The sequence below is a fragment of the Neoroseomonas marina genome (assembly GCF_012927745.1).
GTDB lineage: Bacteria > Pseudomonadota > Alphaproteobacteria > Acetobacterales > Acetobacteraceae > Neoroseomonas > Neoroseomonas marina.
The window spans coordinates 246,000-265,012 of the sequence record NZ_JABBKX010000002.1; the positions used below are offsets into that span (position 1 = coordinate 246,000).

At 68.7% G+C, this 19,013-nt stretch carries 18 protein-coding genes; 8 read left to right on the forward strand and 10 right to left on the reverse strand.

What is annotated here, in order from left to right; genetic code table 11:
* The first annotated feature begins 28 nt into the window (after positions 1 to 28).
* Positions 29 to 1,606, forward strand: a complete 1,578-nt coding sequence (locus tag GWK16_RS06400) for an ABC transporter substrate-binding protein (protein WP_170053124.1) — start codon at positions 29 to 31, stop codon at positions 1,604 to 1,606.
* An 8-nt stretch (positions 1,607 to 1,614) separates the two neighbouring features.
* Here GWK16_RS06400 and GWK16_RS06405 read toward each other — a convergent pair whose 3' ends face one another.
* Positions 1,615 to 2,565 carry a LysR family transcriptional regulator gene (locus GWK16_RS06405; RefSeq protein ID WP_170053125.1) on the reverse strand — a complete coding sequence of 317 codons (951 nt, stop codon included), beginning with the start codon at positions 2,563 to 2,565 and terminating at the stop codon, positions 1,615 to 1,617.
* Between the two features lie 30 nt (positions 2,566 to 2,595).
* On the opposite strand from GWK16_RS06405, the gene GWK16_RS06410 reads away from it, so the two are divergent.
* Both GWK16_RS06410 and GWK16_RS06415 read left to right on the forward strand, forming a co-directional pair.
* Positions 2,596 to 2,964 (forward strand): tripartite tricarboxylate transporter substrate-binding protein, encoded by a 369-nt coding sequence (locus tag GWK16_RS06410; RefSeq protein ID WP_170053126.1) that lies wholly within the window; start codon positions 2,596 to 2,598, stop codon positions 2,962 to 2,964.
* A 150-nt stretch (positions 2,965 to 3,114) separates the two neighbouring features.
* Positions 3,115 to 4,560: an amidohydrolase family protein gene (locus GWK16_RS06415; protein WP_170053127.1), complete on the forward strand. Its 1,446-nt coding sequence runs from the start codon at positions 3,115 to 3,117 to the stop codon at positions 4,558 to 4,560.
* 1,795 nt (positions 4,561 to 6,355) lie between these two features.
* Here the strand turns inward: GWK16_RS06415 and GWK16_RS06420 are convergent.
* The 8 genes from GWK16_RS06420 to GWK16_RS06455 all read right to left on the reverse strand — a co-directional run bounded on the left by GWK16_RS06420 (position 6,356) and on the right by GWK16_RS06455 (position 14,715).
* A complete protein-coding gene (locus GWK16_RS06420; protein WP_170053128.1) occupies positions 6,356 to 8,182 on the reverse strand; it encodes a hypothetical protein in 1,827 nt (608 codons plus the stop codon).
* 10 nt (positions 8,183 to 8,192) lie between these two features.
* The gene (locus GWK16_RS06425) at positions 8,193 to 10,199 is read right to left on the reverse strand and encodes a phage tail protein (protein ID WP_170053129.1); all 2,007 of its coding nucleotides are present in this window, start codon (positions 10,197 to 10,199) and stop codon (positions 8,193 to 8,195) included.
* 21 nt (positions 10,200 to 10,220) lie between these two features.
* Positions 10,221 to 10,574, reverse strand: a complete 354-nt coding sequence (locus GWK16_RS06430) for a DUF6950 family protein (protein ID WP_170053130.1) — start codon at positions 10,572 to 10,574, stop codon at positions 10,221 to 10,223.
* The gene (locus GWK16_RS06435; protein WP_170053131.1) at positions 10,574 to 11,152 is read right to left on the reverse strand and encodes a hypothetical protein; all 579 of its coding nucleotides are present in this window, start codon (positions 11,150 to 11,152) and stop codon (positions 10,574 to 10,576) included. The genes GWK16_RS06430 and GWK16_RS06435 overlap by 1 nt, the downstream gene beginning before the upstream one ends.
* Positions 11,149 to 11,838: a hypothetical protein gene (locus GWK16_RS06440; RefSeq protein WP_170053132.1), complete on the reverse strand. Its 690-nt coding sequence runs from the start codon at positions 11,836 to 11,838 to the stop codon at positions 11,149 to 11,151. The genes GWK16_RS06435 and GWK16_RS06440 overlap by 4 nt, the downstream gene beginning before the upstream one ends.
* Positions 11,839 to 11,853: 15 nt before the next feature.
* Positions 11,854 to 14,022: a tape measure protein gene (locus GWK16_RS06445; RefSeq protein ID WP_170053133.1), complete on the reverse strand. Its 2,169-nt coding sequence runs from the start codon at positions 14,020 to 14,022 to the stop codon at positions 11,854 to 11,856.
* 1 nt (position 14,023) lies between these two features.
* Entirely contained in the window at positions 14,024 to 14,173 is a 150-nt protein-coding gene (locus GWK16_RS06450) for a hypothetical protein (RefSeq protein ID WP_170053134.1), read from the reverse strand.
* Between the two features lie 164 nt (positions 14,174 to 14,337).
* On the reverse strand, positions 14,338 to 14,715 hold the full coding sequence (locus GWK16_RS06455) for a hypothetical protein (protein ID WP_170053135.1): 378 nt from the start codon (positions 14,713 to 14,715) through the stop codon (positions 14,338 to 14,340).
* Between the two features lie 279 nt (positions 14,716 to 14,994).
* On the opposite strand from GWK16_RS06455, the gene GWK16_RS06460 reads away from it, so the two are divergent.
* On the forward strand, positions 14,995 to 15,477 hold the full coding sequence (locus tag GWK16_RS06460; RefSeq protein WP_170053136.1) for a helix-turn-helix domain-containing protein: 483 nt from the start codon (positions 14,995 to 14,997) through the stop codon (positions 15,475 to 15,477).
* 94 nt (positions 15,478 to 15,571) lie between these two features.
* Positions 15,572 to 16,081, forward strand: coding sequence for a hypothetical protein (locus tag GWK16_RS06465; RefSeq protein ID WP_211187166.1), 510 nt, complete (start codon positions 15,572 to 15,574; stop codon positions 16,079 to 16,081).
* 33 nt (positions 16,082 to 16,114) lie between these two features.
* On the opposite strand, the gene GWK16_RS06470 is transcribed toward GWK16_RS06465, so the two are convergent.
* Positions 16,115 to 17,371 (reverse strand): helix-turn-helix domain-containing protein, encoded by a 1,257-nt coding sequence (locus tag GWK16_RS06470; protein WP_170053137.1) that lies wholly within the window; start codon positions 17,369 to 17,371, stop codon positions 16,115 to 16,117.
* Between the two features lie 193 nt (positions 17,372 to 17,564).
* Here GWK16_RS06470 and GWK16_RS06475 point away from each other — a divergent pair, with 193 nt between their 5' ends.
* The 3 genes from GWK16_RS06475 to GWK16_RS06485 are packed head-to-tail and all read left to right on the forward strand — an operon-like array spanning position 17,565 to position 19,010.
* Positions 17,565 to 18,074, forward strand: a complete 510-nt coding sequence (locus tag GWK16_RS06475; protein ID WP_170053138.1) for a ubiquitin family protein — start codon at positions 17,565 to 17,567, stop codon at positions 18,072 to 18,074.
* Between the two features lie 32 nt (positions 18,075 to 18,106).
* The gene (locus GWK16_RS06480) at positions 18,107 to 18,544 is read left to right on the forward strand and encodes a DUF7665 family protein (RefSeq protein ID WP_211187167.1); all 438 of its coding nucleotides are present in this window, start codon (positions 18,107 to 18,109) and stop codon (positions 18,542 to 18,544) included.
* Positions 18,492 to 19,010, forward strand: coding sequence for a hypothetical protein (locus GWK16_RS06485; RefSeq protein WP_170053140.1), 519 nt, complete (start codon positions 18,492 to 18,494; stop codon positions 19,008 to 19,010). Before GWK16_RS06480 ends, GWK16_RS06485 begins: the two co-directional genes overlap by 53 nt.
* Positions 19,011 to 19,013 lie beyond the last annotated feature (3 nt).

The window sequence follows — 19,013 nt, forward strand, 5'->3', positions numbered from 1 at the left end:
GTACCCGCCAACAGAAAGGTGATACAGGATGAGCATCGCGCGACGGGACCTGCTTCTCGGCACCATGGCGAGCCCGCTCGTGCTCAGCAGAGCAGCTTCGGCACAGAATCGCCGCGTGATCCGCGCAGTACCGATTGGCGACCTGCGCATCCTCGATCCGATCTGGACCACGGCCTACATCACGCGCAACCACGGCTACCTCGTCTGGGATACGCTCTTCGGTCTCGATGAGAACGATGTGCCGCAGCCCCAGATGGTCGAGAGCCATGACGTCGGCGCCGACGGGCTCACCTGGACTTTCACGCTACGGTCAGGCTTGCTTTGGCACGATGGCGCGCCGGTGCGGGCAGCCGACTGCGTTGCCTCGATCCGGCGCTGGGGCGCGCGCGACGGCATGGGCCAGGCGCTCATGTCCGTCACCGCTTCGCTCGACGCGCTGGATGAACGCAGTTTCCGCTTGGTGCTGCGGCGTCCCGTCGGGTTCGTGCTTGAGGCGCTGGGCAAGATCGACAGCAACGTGCCCTTTATGATGCCCGAGCGCCTCGCCAATACGTCGCCGAATACGCAGATACGGGAGATGGTTGGCTCCGGTCCGTTCCGCTTCATCGCCGGCGAATGGGTGCCAGGCGCTAAGGTCGTCTACGAGCGCTTCGATCGCTACGTACCGCGATCCGAACCCGCGAGCCGCGCTGCCGGCGGGAAGGTCGCGAAAGTCGATCGAGTCGAGCTGATATACACTCCCGACGCTGCGACGGCCGCCAATGGCCTCATCACCGGTGAGTTCGACATCCTCGAATCTCCGTCACCCGATCTGCTCGGCCTGCTGCGGCGATCGCGTGGCGTGACGGTGGGTACGAACGATCCGCTCGGCTATGGGCTCTTTGCCGTGCTGAATCACCTTCATCCGCCCTTCGACAAGATCGAGGCGCGGCGCGCGTTGATGACGGCGATCCGCCAGTCGGAGTTCATGCAGGCGACGGTCGGCGACGGCAGTCCCTGGCGCGAATGCGCGGCGGTCTTCGGCTGCAGACCGAACGAGGACGCGCGATGGCAGGAGCTCGGCTGGCCGGCCTATGACCTGGGCCGCGCTCGCGCCCTGCTGGCCTCCTCCGGCTACGACGGACGGCCGATCCTGGTCATGGATCCGGCCGACAACCCGACACTGCACCCCCCGGCTTTGATGCTGGCCGAGGCGCTGCGCAGCATTGGCGCCAACGTGAACCTGCTCGCAATGGATTGGAGCGCGCTGGTGGCGCGGCGATCCTCAAGGGCGCCGGTGGATCAGGGCGGGTGGAACATCTACGCCACCAACGCGACGATGACTGGCATCTCGACGCCGCTGACGAACAATTTCGTCCGAAACTGCGAGCGTGCCGGCTTCGGTTGGCCTTGTGACCGCCGCATCGACGCCAAGTCCGACGAATGGACCTTCGAGACTGACGCGACGCGCAGGGCTGCACTGCTAACGGAGCTGAACCGTCTACACATTGAGAACGTGACCTCCATCCCCCTCGGCCAGTACCGCAACGCCATTGCCTATCGCGAAGGGCTGAAGGGCCTCATTCCCGCGCCGGCCGTCCTCTACTGGAACATCGAGAAAGCCTGATGGGCACGCTATCGCGCACGGCGCCGGGCCACAGGTGCCTTGCGGGTCCGCGCCGCCTCCCTGGGCGACGCCTGGCTGGAGGCGTCGAGCAAGGGTTGCAGATCCTCGGCCAACAGCGCCAGGAAGGCGTCGCGGGCGGCGCTCGGTGCGGCGCCGACGTTCCAGAGTGCGTAGATGGCGTAGTCGGCGGCAGGCTCGATGGGCCGGATCGCGATGCCCGGACTCTTGCCCATGGCTGCAGTGGTCATCGGTCCCGCTATCGCCAGATGGCCGAAGGTACGCACGGCCTCGTAGCAGAACAGCGGCGAGCCGATGGTCAGCTTCACGTTGGGCTGGATGCCATGGCGGGCGAACAGGCTTTTTGCCAGCCCGCCGAGCGGATCCCGATCGGATCCCAGGATGCAGGGATAGCGTGCGTAGTCGTCGAGCATCACGACCTCTCGCGACGCCAGTGGGTGCGATGCCGGCAGCACCGCGACGAGGCGCGATCGCCCGAATACCCTCGACGCGAGACTCGGCGGCGGTTCCGGCCCGGTCGCGATGCCCACATCGGCGCCGCGGCTCAGAAGCAGGTTGACCTGCTCTGCCTGCCCCTTGGTGTCGAGTTCGATCTCGAGGCCGGGAAAGCGCCGATGCAGGCGGCCCATCACGCGAGGCAGCGACGATGTCGCCAGCATGTGCACGCAGACGACCGCGATGCGTTCGCCAGCGCCGCGCGCGAGGCGCCGGGCGACCGAGGCGGTCTGCTCGACGCGGAGGAAGACCGCGTCCACCTCCTGGATGAGGATCTGCGCTTCCTGCGTCGGGCGGATCCGACCTTCGCTTCGTTCGAAGAGCGTATAGCCGAGTTGCTGTTCCAGATGCCGCAGCATGCGGCTGGCGGAAGGCTGCGATACGCCCGTACGCGCCGCACCGCCAGTGATGCTGCCGGACCAGTAGATCTCCTTGAACAGGGCCAAGGCACGGAGATTCAAGGCCATCTTTCATCGTTGCTCAATGGCGGGTCGATCGCAAGCCGGGGCTGCCGCATCGCCACCGACACTGAAAACCGCGGCAGCCTCCGCCGTCATGATGCCGTCCGCTGCATTTGGCAGTGGCGACACGGCGTGCACCCCGCCGGCGCAGCGAACGCTCTTTCTCAGCGAGGGAAGCGCGGCGCGCATCGAAGCGTCCACGAGGCTGGCCAGGTCCGCATCCTGGCGATCTCCGGCACCGAGCGGCACCCGGGATTGCCCAATGTCCCAACGGTGCGCGAGCAAGGCTTCGACTGGTCCGTGATGAGTTTCAACGCGGTCACCGCGCCGGCCGGCATCCCGCCGGACCGACGGCAACTGCTCGAGACGCCTTCCGCGCGGTGATGGGCGAAGTCGAGATTCGCGATCGGCCGACGGGCATGGGCTCGGTCGTTTCCTTCACCCCGGGCGCCGAACTCGACGCGAGGATGCGCCGGGAGCGTGCTTCTTGGACTCAACTTGTGCGCGATGCCCACATCGAGGTGAACTGACGCCATGACCCTGCTCATTCGCAACACGACCATCGTGACCGGCGACGATGCCGACACGATCCACTACGGCGCCGCACTCGCGGTGTCGGGGAACCGCATCGTCGCCATCGGTCCCGACGCGGAGGTCGCGGCCCGCCATCCCGGCGCCGAGACGATCGACGCCACCGGGCGGGCCGTCTTCCCCGGCTTCGCCAACATCCACACGCATCTGGTGATGACGCTGGCGCGCGGCGTGTTCGAGGACCTGTCCCCGCCGCATGAGCCGCCCTTCTGCGGGGGTCTCTCGCCGATCCCGCTGCCGGCCCTAGCACCGGCCGAGCAGGCTGCGATGTGCCGCCTCGGCGCGCTGGAGGCGATCCGGTCAGGCACCACGGCGCTGCTCGAGGACGCGGTCAACATCGAGAACTATGCGCAGGACATGGTCGATACCGGGCTGCGCCTGGTGCTCGCCGAGCGCGCCTGGGACCGCGCCGGCGCGTCGATCGGCGACCCGTCCGAATTCCGTCGCGACGCCGCCCTCGGCGAGGCCGGGCTGCGGCGCATCGAGAAACTGCACGCACGTTGGGACGGCGCCGGCGAGGGGCGCGTGCGCGTCGGCGTCTCCGCCTGGGCGCCGGACATGTGTTCGCCCGAGCTGCTGCGCGAGGTGCGCGCGTTGCAGGACCGGCTGGATACGGTCGGAACGATCCACCTGAACCAGATCTGGGGCGAGGTCGCCGCCATCCAGGCGCATCACAACATGCTGCCAAGCCAGTTCCTCGAAAGCATCGGCTTCCTGAACGACCGGCTGGTCGCGGCGCATTGCCGCTGCATGACGAACGAGGAGGAACGCATCCTCGGGAAGCACCGCGTGCATGTCGCCTTCAATTCCGCCATCGCCGCGCGGCGCGGCCTCAGCCCGCGCGTCTGCGAGCTGGTCGAGGCCGGCTGCAATGTCGGCATGGGCAGCGACAACATGGCCGAGGACATGGTCGAGGTCATGCGCACCGGGCTCTTCATGGAGCGCATCCGGCGCCGCGACGGGCGCAACCCGACGCCGGAGGAAGCGCTGCGCTGGGCGACGCGCAACGGCTACACCGCCATGGGCGTGGCGGATGGCGGCTGGCTCGGCGAGGGCAGGCTCGCGGATTTCATCATGATCCGCACCGACCGGGCGCATCTCGCGCCGTTCCTGCGGGCTGTCTCCATCCTCGTGCACCAGGGCCAGGCGCGCGACGTCGAGGACGTGATGGTGGACGGGCGCTGGGTCATGCGGGAGGGGAAGGTGCTGACCCTCGACGAAGCCAAGGTGATCCGCGAGGCGGAGGCGGTCGCCGACCAAGCCTGGGCGCGACTGTTCGAGGCCAACCCGCAATACCTGCGTCCGGATGGGCTGCGGCCGCTGCCCAGTGTCAGGCGGGACGGCATTGAGCGTGGGACGCTGCAACCGGTCGCACCACCGAGGAACTGAGCGCGCGCGCCTACGGTCCGGATGCCGCAGCCGGCGTACGGGACAGCCCCCGAATTGATTGGGCACGATCATCCTCCAACCCCTGCGGAAGTCGGGGGCTGTTGTCCAATCAACTCGAGGGCTGATTCAGCGGCACTGAACTTCGACGCTTTCATCGGATCCCCTCCTCCCGGCCCAGGAGACTCCCGGCACCGAAAGCTCTACCTTCAATCGCTCCAGTTTCTCGGGCTCGTATCAACCTGAAGTTGGCCGCGGTCTCGTGGACACCCCGAGGCTTGAGATGGAGGTGTCCGAGGCCGGAAAATTTTGGGTGCCCTACCGACCAGCCGCGACCGAGAAGCAGCCGGACCCTCAAGCTGTCTGGATCGCTGGTCCGCATTCCGTCCCGTACGAGTGCAGCAATGCGGACAGTGCTGGGGTTCCCTCGGCCGCCCGAGATCATCGTCGCGGATCTGTCCCCCACCATTCGGCACGCCCCGCTGCTGAACCGGCAGGAGCTGCCTCTCACCGCTCCTACCGGCCGACGATTGAGGTCACGCGCCTACTCCCGGCGCAGACCGGTCGCAGCGATAATCCGCCGGTAGCGCTCGACGTCCGCGGCGACAGCCTGAGCCGTATCGGCAGGACTTCCCGGCAATGCGCGAAGCCCGAGTTCGTCGAACCGCTTCTGTACGTCAGGTCTTTCGGCGATCTCGTTTGGCCTCTTCGCGGGATGCGAGACGGAGGCCCAGAAGGCGCGGCACCTGGCGAGCCAGGTCCTCGTCCATTCGAAGCCTCTGCCCGGTGCCTGGAGGAATTGGCTGCGAGCCTACCGCCAGTCCACGGCTGATCCGGCGGTGGCTATCGGACTCGACGGGGTCGACCCTACCCGCGGACCGCAGTTTGAGACCCTGAATCTGAGTTTCCAGGCGGTGGTGGAAGGCATCGGTATCGCGATCGGCATCGCGGCGTTTCTTCGGGGATGACATCGCCAAGGGCGTTCTGCACAGCCCCATTGCCTTTCAGCGGTGCGGTACGCGCCATTTTCACGTCGTTGCAGGATCGGCGGACCGAAGGCCAGAGCCGTGGGGCTCTATAAGGAGTGGCTCGTCGAGGAGGCACAGCGGTCCGACTGAGATCCGGCGGGTAGGCCACGACGCGAGGAGCGCGCATCGGCTTCCAGGCGGAGCAACGCCGGGTCGTTGCTGTAGCGCTGGAACACCCACGCGGAGCGGAACACGCCGTTTCCCGAGATCATGCTCGCCACGAACGAAGCTACGGGCCCTTGCCGAGCCTGTCACTGGTCCCAGGCAAGCAGATTATCGCCTGCTTCGGCGCCGAGACGCTGTCGTCGGGCTGTAGACTGCTGCTGGCGTTGCACGAGGTTGAGGAACGCCGCAGCGTGGTCGCGGCGCCTTGCCGCCGGCAGCGACGATCCACGCGCCCCGGAGCTGCCCAGCAAAGCGTTGCCGACAGCTGCACTTCCACGTGCCGATAAGCACTGCTGACCATGAGGACGGCAATGGCGCCCACAGGCAGCGCCGTTATCCGGATCGGAATCGGCGTCCTTCAGCAAGAATCTCCCCGTTCTCCGCGAGGCGTGACCAATCGGCGGTGCCTCCACTACGGTCCTCATCGACGGGGACCCGGACCCGAAAGCGCGGGGACCGCCGGAGACGCCGCACGGTGAGGCGGATCGAGGGCGGTGGTGGGGATGGCGGCGAACCCGCTGGTGCCCACCAGGCCGGTCGCCATAGGGCCGGCTGCATGGTTGGAGGCGGGTGCGGACACGGCGGTGCCGCACCCGCCATCGCGCTTACGGCGCCCGCCGCTTGGTCACCTGCACCGACAGCGTTGCCGGGCCCAGATCGAAGGTGGCCGGCGAGATGTTCCTGGCCATCACACGCACGGTGTTGTTGGACCATGCGGTGGCGTCGAGTTCGATGAAGCGCGTCGAGGACGCCAGCGCCGCGTAGGCGAGGTCTCCCTGCCGCGCACCATTGACGGTGACGTCGAGCAGGCTGGTCGCCCCAGGTTCGAGGCTCGGCAGATCCCACGCCACCTCTGCCGCGAACTCCCGCAGCCCTACTGGAAGGGTTGGCGTGCCGCAGAGCAGGGCCGGCGCGGCCTCTGGCAGACCATACAGGCGCAGTGCCTCGACCTCGATCTGCCCGTCAAAGCCGACGATGCCGATCTGCGCGAACGCCACGCCGGGCCCGAGCCGCACCGTCATGCGCTTGTTCAGGGAGGCGTCGGCCATGGCGGCACCACCGGTCCAGGCTTTCGATGGGACGTTCCACAGCAACGTGGTGATGGAAGCCAGCGCGTCGCCGGCGATGTTCTCGCGCACATTCATCGCCGCATCGAAGCAGCGCACGAAGATCCGCCCCCCGTCGGCGCCACCGACGAGCGAATGCACCAGCGCGAACTCCTTCGCCTGCCCGCACTCCACCACGAAGGCCAGCCCCCGCTGCGCCGCGAGCAGCAGCCCGCGCGCGGTCGGCGTGATGTCGTCCAGGCCGTTGAAGGACAGCCCGGCCAGCGTCGTGGCGCTGGTGGTCGAGGTCGCGACCACCGCCAGCCCCTCGACGCCGATCTCCGTCGCACTGTGCCGAAAGGCCCTGGCCCGGACATTCGGCACGGAGCCGAGCAGCCGCAGATGTCGCGAGGCCGGGGCACGATGGCGGTTGATCACGGTGTTGCCGCAGCGCGTCGCGGTCGCGGCGTAGTCGATGCCGACCTGGTAGGTGTTGCTCCACGCCACCTCATACTCGCAATCCTGCGCCGCGGCGGTGTGCCGTGCGACGATCGGCGAGCAAGCCTCCATGCGCAGCGCCCGGCCGATGATCGCCGAGCCGCTGGTCTCGTTCAGGAAGGGAATGGCGACGTTCGGCTCGAGCTGGCGCAGCTCGAAGTTTGGCGCGTCGAAGACGTGCCGGTTGTGGTTGTTGTAGGCGCCGTCGGCCCTAGACAGCCGGATCCCAAAGCGGTCCAGGCTGGGGTTGATTCCGGTCGCGATGGCGAAGTGCCCGCCATAGTAGCGGATCGAGGTGTTCCAGGCGGTCGCCGTGGCGCAGCGGATGTCGAGGCCGATGCGGTTGTTGAGGATGCGGCCGAGGTGGAAGGTGCTGTCCTCGACGCCGCGGCCGTCGCCCAGGGTCCGCATGCCGATGGTGAAGCCCGACACCAGGCGGAGTTCGACCACCGAGGCGTCGATGTTGCGCACCAGGATGCCGATGTCGGCCTCGTCGAGCCAGTCGGACTGGGTCTGCCGGGTGACCTGCAGCCCGGCATAGTGCTTCTCGCCGTTGCGGACAGTGCCGCCATCGCCCAGCGTCAGCACGGTCGCCGGAGCGGTGCCGGTGTAGCGGATGATCCCGTGCATGATCAGCCCCCGCGCGCCGCCGCCGAGGGCGACGCCGGCGGAGACGTTCCAGGTGCCCGGCGGGATGACCGCGAACTTCTGGTCGGCCGCGGCGCGGTCGAAGGCCGCCTGGATGGCGGCGCGATCATCGGCGACACCGTCACCGAGGCCGCCGAAGTCGGACGGCAGCACCGTCTCGCGGTCGCGCAGGTATTTCGCCAGGTCGGTCTTGCTGACCGCGGTGTCGAGCACCAGCAGGTCGTCGATGCGGGCAGGCATGTGGATGTCCCTACAGCGCGGTCGCTGTCACCGGCCCGGCCAGGGTCGAGACGTTGCCCTCGGCGGAGACGGTGCGCAGCCAGTACCAGCGGGTGTCGCCGGCGCTGAGGCTCGTGCGGTCCCAGAAGAGCCCGGTCGGCTCCGCCGGCAGCTTCGTCGCCGCAGCGAGGCTGCTGGTCGTCGCCTCGAATACTTGCAACTTCACCGCGTCGGCCGGAAAGCCCCCGGAGAGCCGGATGCCGCCGGCAATACCCGCGGCGGTGGGCGCCGCGACCGCGGCGGGGACGAGGGCCTGCCGCCAGCCCGACACCGCGCCACTGCGCGCCACCGCGCGCACCCGGAAGCCGGTGGGCTCGGCGGTGGGGATGGCCGCGGCGGTGGCGCCCAGAGACCCGCCGTAGCCCTGCCAGGCCGCGACGGAAGCCGGCAGGAACTCGACCTGGTAGCCAGCGAGGTGCGAGGAGCCGACCGCGGCCCAGGAGACGGCCAGGACGGCAAAGGCGGTCACCTGCGGCGTCTCCACCGCGATGCTGGCCGGTGCGGCGATGACGCCCGGGTTCGGCAGCACCACGGCCGGGTTGCTCCCGGTGGCGCGTTCATCCACCGCCGGGTTCCAGTCCCACACCGCGGGGTCCTCCTCCTCCAGGGTAAGATCGACACCGCCCTCGGCGGCGAGCGACCAGGCGGTGACCCGCGCCGGGAAGGGCGTGAGGCGGTCGAGCGCGACCGTCGCCGCCTCCCACGGCCGCAGCCGCAACGCCGAGAGGTTCGCCGGAAAGGCCACGGTGCGCTGGCGGCGGTTGCGCTCCAGCTCGACCTTCATCAGCCGCTGGACGGTGCTGACCGAGGTGGTCAGCGGGAACTCGAGGTCGCGATAGATCATCTCGCCGCCGTCCTGGGCGACGTAGTTGCTGGCCAGCAGCGGCGGGGCGTCGGTCGGCTGCCAGTTGGCGGCGGGCTCGACGTAGACGGCGCGCACCCCGTTGAAGAGATCCCGCCGCGGCCGCGCACCCTGGATGGTGACGTCGCCGCGGAGATCGTCCGAGGTCAGGGTGGCGGCCGGCAGCGCCGGCGCCCCGGCATGGATGAAGAACCGTCCGCCGGAGACCACCAGCGCACCGGCCATGGCAGCGGCGAGCTTGCGGGTGATGGCAATCTTGCCTTCGGCGAGCGACAGCACGCCGTTGGCGGTGTAGCGGCGCTCGTAGATCCCGTCTCGGGTGCCAACCAGCTCGTCGCAGATGTTGGCGGCGGCCATCAGCGCCGGGATGTCGATGTCGGCCCAGGACGCCCGCCAGCCGAAGGGAGCGGTGAGGTACCAGGCGAGCAGCAGGGCCGGGTTATCGGACCAGCCCACCATCCCGGTGCGCGGGTCGAGGATGGTGTCGGCACCCTCGACGATGGCGGCGATGTTGGGCGGGCCGGCGGGGAAGGCCTCGGCGGTGAGCTTGAGGCGGACGGCGACATAGGCGCGGCCACGGCCGCGATGGTCGCTGGTCCACTGGCCGCCGGTCTCGGCGATCAGATTGGCGTCGGCCGCTTGGTCTGGCTCCCCCAGGTGCCGGTCGATGCGGACCAGCCCGGCGAGCGAGCCATCGCTCTCCACCTTGTCGCCGAGGAATACCTCGCCGATGGCACGGACGCGGTGCGCGGCGAGCACGACGACGGAATAGAAGTAGCCGTCCGCGCGACCCTCATCGTCGGTCGCCGAGTGCAGGAAGACGATCGGCCCGGACACCTTGCAGCGGCCGAGGACGAGCTGGTGCTCGGTGACCGGCTGGCGGAAGGCCTGGGTGCGGCCGGCGCCCGGCTGGCCGGCGTCGAAGCCGGCGATCGCTGCCGCCTGCGGGCTGAGGCTGGCCTGCTTTTTCTGCTTTTGCGGAAAGACCGACTGGCCGATGGCGGAGACGATGAAGGCAGCGCCAGCGCCGACCACGGCACCGATGATGCCACCGCCGACCGCAGCGGAGGCGACGCCGGCAGCGGCGACAGCAATGAGGGGGACGGCGGCAGGCATCGGGCGCAGTCCTCCGGGGCGTCAGGCGATGCGCCAGGCAGTGGTGCAGGTGGTGAGCGGGGCGCGGACCAGGCCCCGGGGGCCGACGAAGGCGGCGCGCCCGCCATCGACGACGACGCCGAGGCGGGGCGGGTCACCCGCCAGCACGACGTCCCCCGCCCGCGCGAAGGCCGGCGGGATGCGCGGGAAGCCGGCGCTATCGGCCGTGGCCTCCAACGAGGGCAGGCTGCGCCAGGCAGGGATCCGGCCCGTGCTGGCGCGCACTGCGGCCAAGGCAAACCGCCCGCAGTTCCAGCGATGGGCATCGAAGGGGCGCATCTCCGCCGCGGCCAGCAGGGCTGCCAGCCGCGCGTGCCAGTCCGGCTGCCGCGCCATCAGCTGGCCGGCAGCCGGATCTCCGCCTCCTGCAGGGCGGGGACGAACTCGAAGAAGCGGTCCCCCGGATACTCCGCCTGCTGGTCAGCGTCGGTGTAGCGCCGCACCTCGGCGCGCTCGAGGTCGACGAGGCGGCTCTCGCAGGTGAGCGAGATCCTGGGCTCGGCGCCGTCCACCACCTGCATGGTGTCCATCAGCCCGGCCCAGAGGGGGAACGGGTCGGCGACAAAGGCGCCCTCGGCATCGAGCAGCGCGCCCCATAGCCGCGCCGGGCGCAGCCGAAAGGACTGCTCGGCGAGCGCGATATCCACCACTTCCTGAGGGACTGGCGACAGCGTCAAGGTGATGCGCACGGCGCGCAACTCGGCGGTCTCCTCGATATCGGAGACGGCGCCGATGGTGCCCATGCCCTCGTAGGTGACGCCGGCCCACTGCAGCGGCCCAAGCCCGGTCCAGGCGCGGATGGGCCCGGAGGCGAAGTCGAGCTCGACCAGCACCACCGGCATCGCCACCGGCGCGGTCGCCGCCGCGGCGGCCTGGGGCGAGAGGCGCGGCGTGGCAGTGATGCCCTCCGTCATGGCAGCGCCTCCTCGAGGCGGATGGTGATGGCGGTGAAGCGGCCCGGCCGGGTGGGGTTTATCCCCTCGTCGTCACTGGCGAGCCGCATGGCGACAGTGGGCGTGGTCAGCACCAGCGGCTCGGCGAGCGACGCCGCGGCGCGCAGCGGCGGGGCGATCGAGATGGTTGCCGTACCGGTGCCGGAGGCGACCACCGTCTCGGTTGCCATGTAGAGCCGGCCAGCGAGGCCGATATGGTCGCCCGCCCCGACCGCCACCGCGTTCGGCCACCAGCCCTGGGTGGCGAGGGAGAGGGCGCCGCGCGCGGCACCGGCGGCGAGCGACGGCGTGCCCGAGCCCACGACCATGCCTGTGCCATCGGTGAAGATGGTGGCGTCGGAGAAGGAGTACGGCCCCGCGGGCACCTCGCCCTGGCTCCGTGTATCGCCGGTGCGGTACTCGCGCCGCCAGTCCCAGATGCGGACGGTGTTGGCGGAGCCCGCCAGGGCCGCGAGCAGCCCCTCCAGCACGCCGGCCTGGATGCGGTTGAGGGGATCGAAGCTGGCCTCGGCGATCCAGCGGGCGCCATCGCGGCGCAGCACCTGGGTGGCGCGGCTGACCGGCGAGACGAAGCGCAGCGTGTTGTGCTGGAGGTAGAAGCTCAGCCGCGACGGGCGCAGCGTGGCGGGCCAGGCGTATTCGGTCATGCCAACCTCTCCCCGCTATCCGCGCACCGTGTCGTAGGCCGCGCCACCGCGGCGGATGGCATCCAGCGTCATCGCCGAGGCCTGGCGGGCGATCTGCCCGGCGAGCAGCCGCAGCCGTGCCTCCACCCCGGCGTCCGCGCCGCGCGCATCGATCGTGATGCTGGTGTGGATGGTCGGGCCACCCGGCGCGGTGCCGTTCGGCAGCACCGTGCCGGCCTGGCGTGGCACGAACCACTCCGGGCCACGCTCGCCGACGACATAGGGCTGGCCAGCAGCGACCGGCCCACCCTTGGCGCGGAACAGGCCACCGAGCCAGGAGCCGACATCGGTGAACAGGCTGTCGAAGGAGATGCCCGACAGCCCGGCCGTGACGGCATTGCCCAATGGCTCGGTGATGACCTTGCGCGCCAGGATGCGGGTGATGTCCTGCAGCAGGCCCTCCAGCACGGAGGAGAACTTCTCGCCCTTGACGATCGCGTCCTCGAAGGCGCTGGAGAAGGTCAGGCCCAGCTCCCGCACCACGTCGGAGGTGCGCGCCGCGCCCTCCTCGACACGGCGCTCGGCGCGCTCCAGCTCCTCCATCGCCGCGACCGCCTCGCGCTGGATGGTCTCGTCGGGCACCGCCCGGCCGGCGCGCTCGGCTCGCTCCACCAAGCTGGACAGAGTGGCGAGACGGCGCTGGTAGCGTTCATAGGCGGTCTCGTTCTGCTGGATCAGCCGCTCGCGCTCGCGCAGCAGGTCGTTCAGCTCACGCTCGGCCTCGCGCGCCTCCCGCGCCCCCTCGGCACTGGCGCGGCGGACGGCAGCGACGCGCGGCTCCAGCCGGCGCAGCGCCTCGTCGCGCTCCTGGAGCGCCAGTGTCTCGAGGCGGGTGCGCTCGGCGGTGGTGACACCGCCGGCGGCCTCGGCCTCGCGCAGGCGCCGGACGCGCTCCTCGTACTCCCGGTTGATCCGGAAGCGGTCGTCGAGGTCGCGGGTGAGTTCCTGGACGTCCTGGGTTGCGCGGCGCCGACGGGCATCGGCCGCGGCGGTGGCCGCGCTCTCCTGCTCGCTGCGCTGGCGCTCGCCGGCGGCCTGCTCACCGCGGGTGATCTCGGCCTGGAGCTCCGTGTATTGCCGGCGCAGCTCCTCCAGCCGGGCCGCACGATCGACCCCGGCCTGCTGCTCGGCGGTGCCGACCAGGCCGGGGCGGATGCTGCCGCGGCGGACCGGGGCGGTGAGGCTGGCGCGGCCGTCCTGCTGGCTCTCCAGCCGGGCGATCTGCGCCGCCAGCGCCTCGGCCTGGCGGCGCATGCCGGCGAAGCGTTCCTCCTCGCTGAGCATGCCGGCGCCCTGGCGGACGCCGTCCACCGCGCGGGCCGCGGCCGACAGCGCGCGGGCCAGCGCATTGGACAGGCCGATGGCGCGATCGAGCTGGCCCAAGAAATTCTCGGTCGCCGCCGTCAGCTGCCCGAAGGCGCGGCCGAGGGAGAGGGGGGCGCGGTCGAGCTCGGAGCCGAGCCGTTCGGTCGCGCGCAGCAGCGCCGGGAACACCCGCTCGGCGGTGAGCTTGCCCTCGCTGCCGAGCTTGCGCAGTTCGCCGATGGAGACGCCGAGTTCCTTGGCCAGCCCCTCGGCCAGCAGCGGCATGGTCTCGAGGATGGAACGCAGCTCGTCGCCCTGCAGCACACCGGAGGCCAGCGCCTGGGCCAGCTGGAGCGCGGCCGAGGAGATCTCCTGGGTGGAGGCACCGGAGACGATGGCGACGCGCTGCAGGCCGCCGACCAGGCGGACCACCTGGTCGGAGGTGGCGCCGATCTCGCGGGCGGCGATCGAGAAGCGCTGGAAGGCGTCGACGCTCTCGGAGACGGCGACGCCGGTGGAGAGCGCGTTGCGGTACAGCGCCTCGTAAACCGAACTCGCCCGCTCGACCGAGCCGGTGGCGTTCTGCAGCCGGGAAAGGCTCTGGGTTAGCGCGTCACCGGCCTGGACCAGGGCGCGCGCGGCAACAGCGACGCCGGCGAGCTGGATGCCGCGCACGGCGACGTCGAGCAGTTCGAGCGAGCGCGAGGCGCGTTCGGCGCCACCCTTGATCTGGTCGAGGGAACGCCGGCCGGTCTCGCCGACCTCGCGCATCTCCTGCTTGACGCGCGCGGCATCGTCCAGCGAGAGGCGGACCGAGACGCGGCGGGTGGCGTCGGCCATGTCAGGTGCTCTCCCCCTCGCGTCGAGCGGCGGCCCCCTCGGCCATGCCGATGCGGAGGGCGAGCAGCAATTCGGCGGCGGCCCAGCCTGCCGCCCCCATCTCGCGCGCCGCGGCGAGTGCGGCAGCGGTATCGAGCCTCAGGCCGGCCATGGTCGCCTCAGCGCAGGCGGTGCCGGCGGCCCAGCAGGCGTGGCCTTCGAGGCTGGTGGGGGCGTGCACGGCGTAGGGGCAGGCGTTGGCGCAGTCGCGGTCGAGGGCGGCGCAGCCGCGGCAGTAGTCGGGCCCGCGGCCGAAGTGCCACGCGGCGCGGGCCCTTAGCCGTTTCCCTCGGCGACCACCACGGCGACCGGGGCGGTGGCGCGGTCCCAGAACGCCGCGGCGATATCGTCGAGGTCCATCAGGCGCTCGACCGCCTCGGGCGAGAGCGGCAAGGGCTTGCCAGCGGCATCGCCGATGCCGTCCCAGGCGGTGACGGCGTGGCGAGCGAGCGCCTTGACCAGGAAGGCGAAGGACAGGCCGCGCGACATGTCGGGATCGAGGTCCGGATCGGCGATGCGGATCGCGGCCAGTCGGCGCGCGGCGGCGGCCTGAGCCGCGGCCATGACGGCCGTCGTGACGGGCCGAATTTCCACGCGCACGCCGCGCGGCAGGTCGAGCCAGTACGGCTCGACCGGGAGGTCGAGGGTGAGCATAAGCTACTCCGCTGGGTTATGATGGGGTGCACAGGCCACGCCGGCAGTCAGGGCGCGCGTGGTAGGGAAATTTGATGGGGCACCAGTCGGGAAGCCTCCGGGGGGAGGTCGGTACCCATTCGGCCACCTAATCATCGATCATCGTAAATCGAGATTGCGGTCAATCAGCAGAAGCACGGTTAGTCGGGTGCCCCTGGAGATTTCCTCACCCTTCCGGGCACCGCCCATTGCTTGAGAGCACGTCAATCCTCAGTTTTTCGGGCGAAGGAGACAACCGCGATGCCCGACGCCGCGTCCAAGACTCAATTGCTACAAGACGCCCGAACCAAGCCGCCCTCGTCGACTGAGAGGATCTGGGGAGAGCAAGTTCTCGCGCACGGCTACACGGCCATCCCCTCAATTCTGATCCGCGCCCAAGCGAGGCTTGGGATCACACCCTTGCAAATGAACATCTTGGTGCAGTTACTGGACTACTGGCGTGATCCGAGTCGCCGGCCCTTTCCGACCAAGAAGGAGATTGCAAGCCGCATCAAGGTTACCGACAAGACCATTCAGACGAACATTCGGCAACTCGAAATCGCAGGGCTAATTCGTCGAGAACAACGCAAGACCGCCGCTGGCGACTGGGGCAGCAACATCTATCATCTCGATGGACTCGTGGATCGGGTTCGCAAGCTCGAGCCCGACTTTGCCGCGGCACGCGAGAGACGCCGAAAAGCGAAGGAATTGGCGGAGACCCCTGCTGGTCGCCGTGGCCGTTGAAACCGCTGATCACCAAAGTCGCGCTCGGTCGTGGCCTCGCTAGAACGACAAAGCCGCAGAGCCGCTGAATGCCCTTCGCGACCGGAGGCTGGTTGTGACGAACATCGTTGTGGCTGACACCTCTCTCGTCCTGAACTTCCTTCGCTTGGATCGCATGGCGCTTCTGGGCGCGTGGCGCTTCGATGTGTTGGCAACGGACCATGTGAGTCAGGAAATCACCGATCCTGTGCACCGGGCACGCTATGCGAAGGCCGAGGCTTCAGGGCACATTCGAGAGGAGGCGGTGACCGACCTCGCGGAGGTCGCGATCTTTCTGAAACTCGCCACCAACAGCCGTCTTGGCCCAGGTGAGCGCTCTGCCATCGCTGTCGCGTTGAATCGAGGCTATCCGCTGGCAATAGATGACAATAGGGCGCTGAAAAGAGCCGTCGCTGAAGCCGGCATCACAAGGCAGCGTCTTGTCATCTACCGTACCCAGGACATTGTCCTCGATCTGATCAAGAGCGGTGCACTCGATGTTGGAGTCGCGAACGCCATGAAGGCTGCGTGGGAGCGACAACATCGCTTCAAGCTGAAGTTTGGCAGCTTCGCGGACTTACTGTGAGCAATGACCGCCTCTGACTTATCGTCCCGCGCCTCAATCGTCGGAGCGTGCGGCCTCGGCCAGGTCCACTAGGTCCTCAACGTTCAGGAGCAGCTTTGCCGCAATCTCCCGAAGGCGGCCCACAGAGATCTCCTCCCGTCGGAAGGCCTCGATTGCCAAGTGCACGATCTGGCTTCGAAGCTCCTTCTCTCGCCCGACCTTGTTGCTCTCCTTTGGCGAACCGTTGTCCAGGAGTTCATCGAAGTCGAGCATCTTCAGGTACTGATTACCGACCTCCTTCTGCGCAACGAGGCTCTGCGCCTCTGACTGCGACAGCCGATTCAAGCTTCGAAGACGCCAAGCCGCTGCTTCGTAGCTCACTCGGAAATGCCGGGCGATTAACGCGACATCTTGGTAGGTGATGGTCTGTGAGCCGGCAGGCGGCCTGATCTCCGTATCAGACATCGCGTTGTTGGCCACATCGAAGATGGCCTGAGTCAATCGGCTTGGATTGCCCTTATTCAGCAACCTCAATTGCTCGAAGACGCCATCGGCCGGCATTAGGTAGGCGGCCGCGAAGGCGTTAGCGCGCTTCTCCATAAGCGCGGACGCATTGGCGCCCCTGGTTGCGGAGACAGTTTCACCGCGGTCGAACAACGCATGGGCGTACTCGTGCGCATACGAAAAGCGCCGCCGTACGTCCGAGTGCCCGGCATTCACCAGGATGGCGAGGCCAATGTCCGGGTGGTTCATGAAAAGGCCCGACATGTCGCTGTGAGGGCCAAACTCGGTCTCGGCTACCCAGACACCCTCCGCGCTGACAAGTTCGGCGAGGCTTCCCAGCGGAGCATTGCCCAACCCTAGGCGACGTCGTTCTTCCCCAGCGACCTCCTCTGCCTGCCGAATCGCGTCCGCCGCACTTCCGACCGGGGCCGCATAGTTCGGGATCTTCGGTTCACGTCGGAGTTCGAGCAGCGAACGTAGGCGTGCACCCTCTTGGCAAAGGTCGACCAGGCGCTCGACGTGAGCCTTGAAGGCCGGCGAGCCCGAAAATTCAGGAAGAGCTCTCGGAAGTACTACGGAAAGATCTTCCGTATTCGACTCCTTGTCGGAGAGCAGCGCAGCCGGCGCGAAGCCATAAAGATTTGCGAGTTGGGTGAGCTCCAGGGTGGATACGGACCGCGTGCCCGCCTCGATGTTCGTGAGCGCCGTACGTGGGATATGGAGCGTGTCCGCGGCGGCCTGTTGAGTAATGCTGCGGCTCTCGCGCGCGGCCCGAAGCCTTCGACCCAGCGCTGCCGCGTCAAGCATGGTGATCTCCCGTTGCGTTCGAATCGGCCCTGGCCGGCAGACACACGTCTGCCGGCTTGGCAAGCCAAGAAGTCACCCACCGGACGCTCTCTGTCAAGATCATCCAGCGACGTCCGAAATTTCCCTTGACCGGCCTTGATCGGACTTCATATGGATAATTCATCCGAAACCGTCCGATTCCGAGGTGTGTGCCGTGCCGAAGATTGATCTCTTCTACCAGGCTGAGGGTGTCGCCCAGATCGAGCACATCGAGGTCGAGCCCGACGCCACCGTCGCCGCCGTGAAGGCCCGCCTCGTCGGGCTGCAGGGGTTTGCCGCCGAGGCCCTGATCTTCGTCGAGGACGAGGAGGAGCCCCTCAGCGACACCATCTGCGTGAAGGACCGCGCCGACCCCACGGGCCTCAAGGTCCACATCGGTCGATGCCGCCATGTCGTGGTGGAAGTCACGTTCAACGGCGAGACCGTCGAGCGGCGCTTCCCGCCGAGCGCGACCATTGCGCGCGTCAAGCGTTGGGCTGCCGAGCGCGAGTTCGGCATGACCGATGATGAGGCCGGCGAGCACGTCCTGCAGCTCGCCGGCACGCACGACCGCCCGTCGCCGGGGGCGCACATCGGCACTCTGGTGGCCGGCAAGGCATGCGCGGCGGCATTCGATCTGGTCGCCAATGAGCGGGTCAACGGCGCCGATGGCGGCGCGCCGTGAGTGGTCCCGACCAGCGCGCCTTCGAGGCAGACATGACGAAGGCCGCGTTCCGCCTCGGCGCGGTCGAGGGACGCTGGCGGCATATCCGCACCGCGTGGCCGTATGCCCTGATCGGCGTCATGGCGAAGGACGGCCGCGAGTACGTGCTCCGCCTGAACTGCGCCGGCTACCCGCAGGCGCCGCCCACCGGCGGTCCCTGGGATCCGGCGCGGGACCGGGTGCTGTCACCCGATCTCTGGCCGCGCGGCCAGGGCGGGCGCGTGTCGGCGGTCTTCCGAACCGACTGGAAGGAAGGGACTGCCCTCTACCTCCCCTGCGACCGAGAGAGCATCGAGGGCCACGACACCTGGCGTCACGAGATGCCTTCGAAGATCTGGCGTCCGGCCGACGGCGTCGTCCAGTACTTGGAGCTCGTCTATGAACTTCTCCATAGTCGCGACTATTCGCCGCCGCTTCGCGCCGCGGCATGAGCTCTCCTGCTCTTGGTTCCTGTGGCGACGGCTCTGCCGGAAGCTGCGTGAGCGCGGGCACCGTAGGTCGCGGGAAAGCGGCGCGTTCCTGCTCGGCGTTCGTCGGGACGGACGTGCCCATATTGCCGACTTCGTGCTTTACGACGATCTCGATCCACGCTGCCTCGACAGCGGAATAGTGCGCTTCAATGGCAGGCACTTCGGCGAGTTGTGGGCACTCTGCAAGGCGCGAGGGCTCACCGTCGTGGCAGATGTCCATGTCCACCCGGGCGGTTCGGGTCAGAGTGCGTCCGACCGCGCGCATCCGATGATCTCGCGGGCAGGCCACATCGCGCTGATCCTGCCTCACTTCGCGGATCCACCGCAGCGACGCAGCGAGATCGGGATCTATCGATATGAGGGCGCCAAGCAGTGGCTTGCTGTTCCGCCCGCCGACCGCGCTGCCTTCTTCCACATCGGGCTCTAGGAG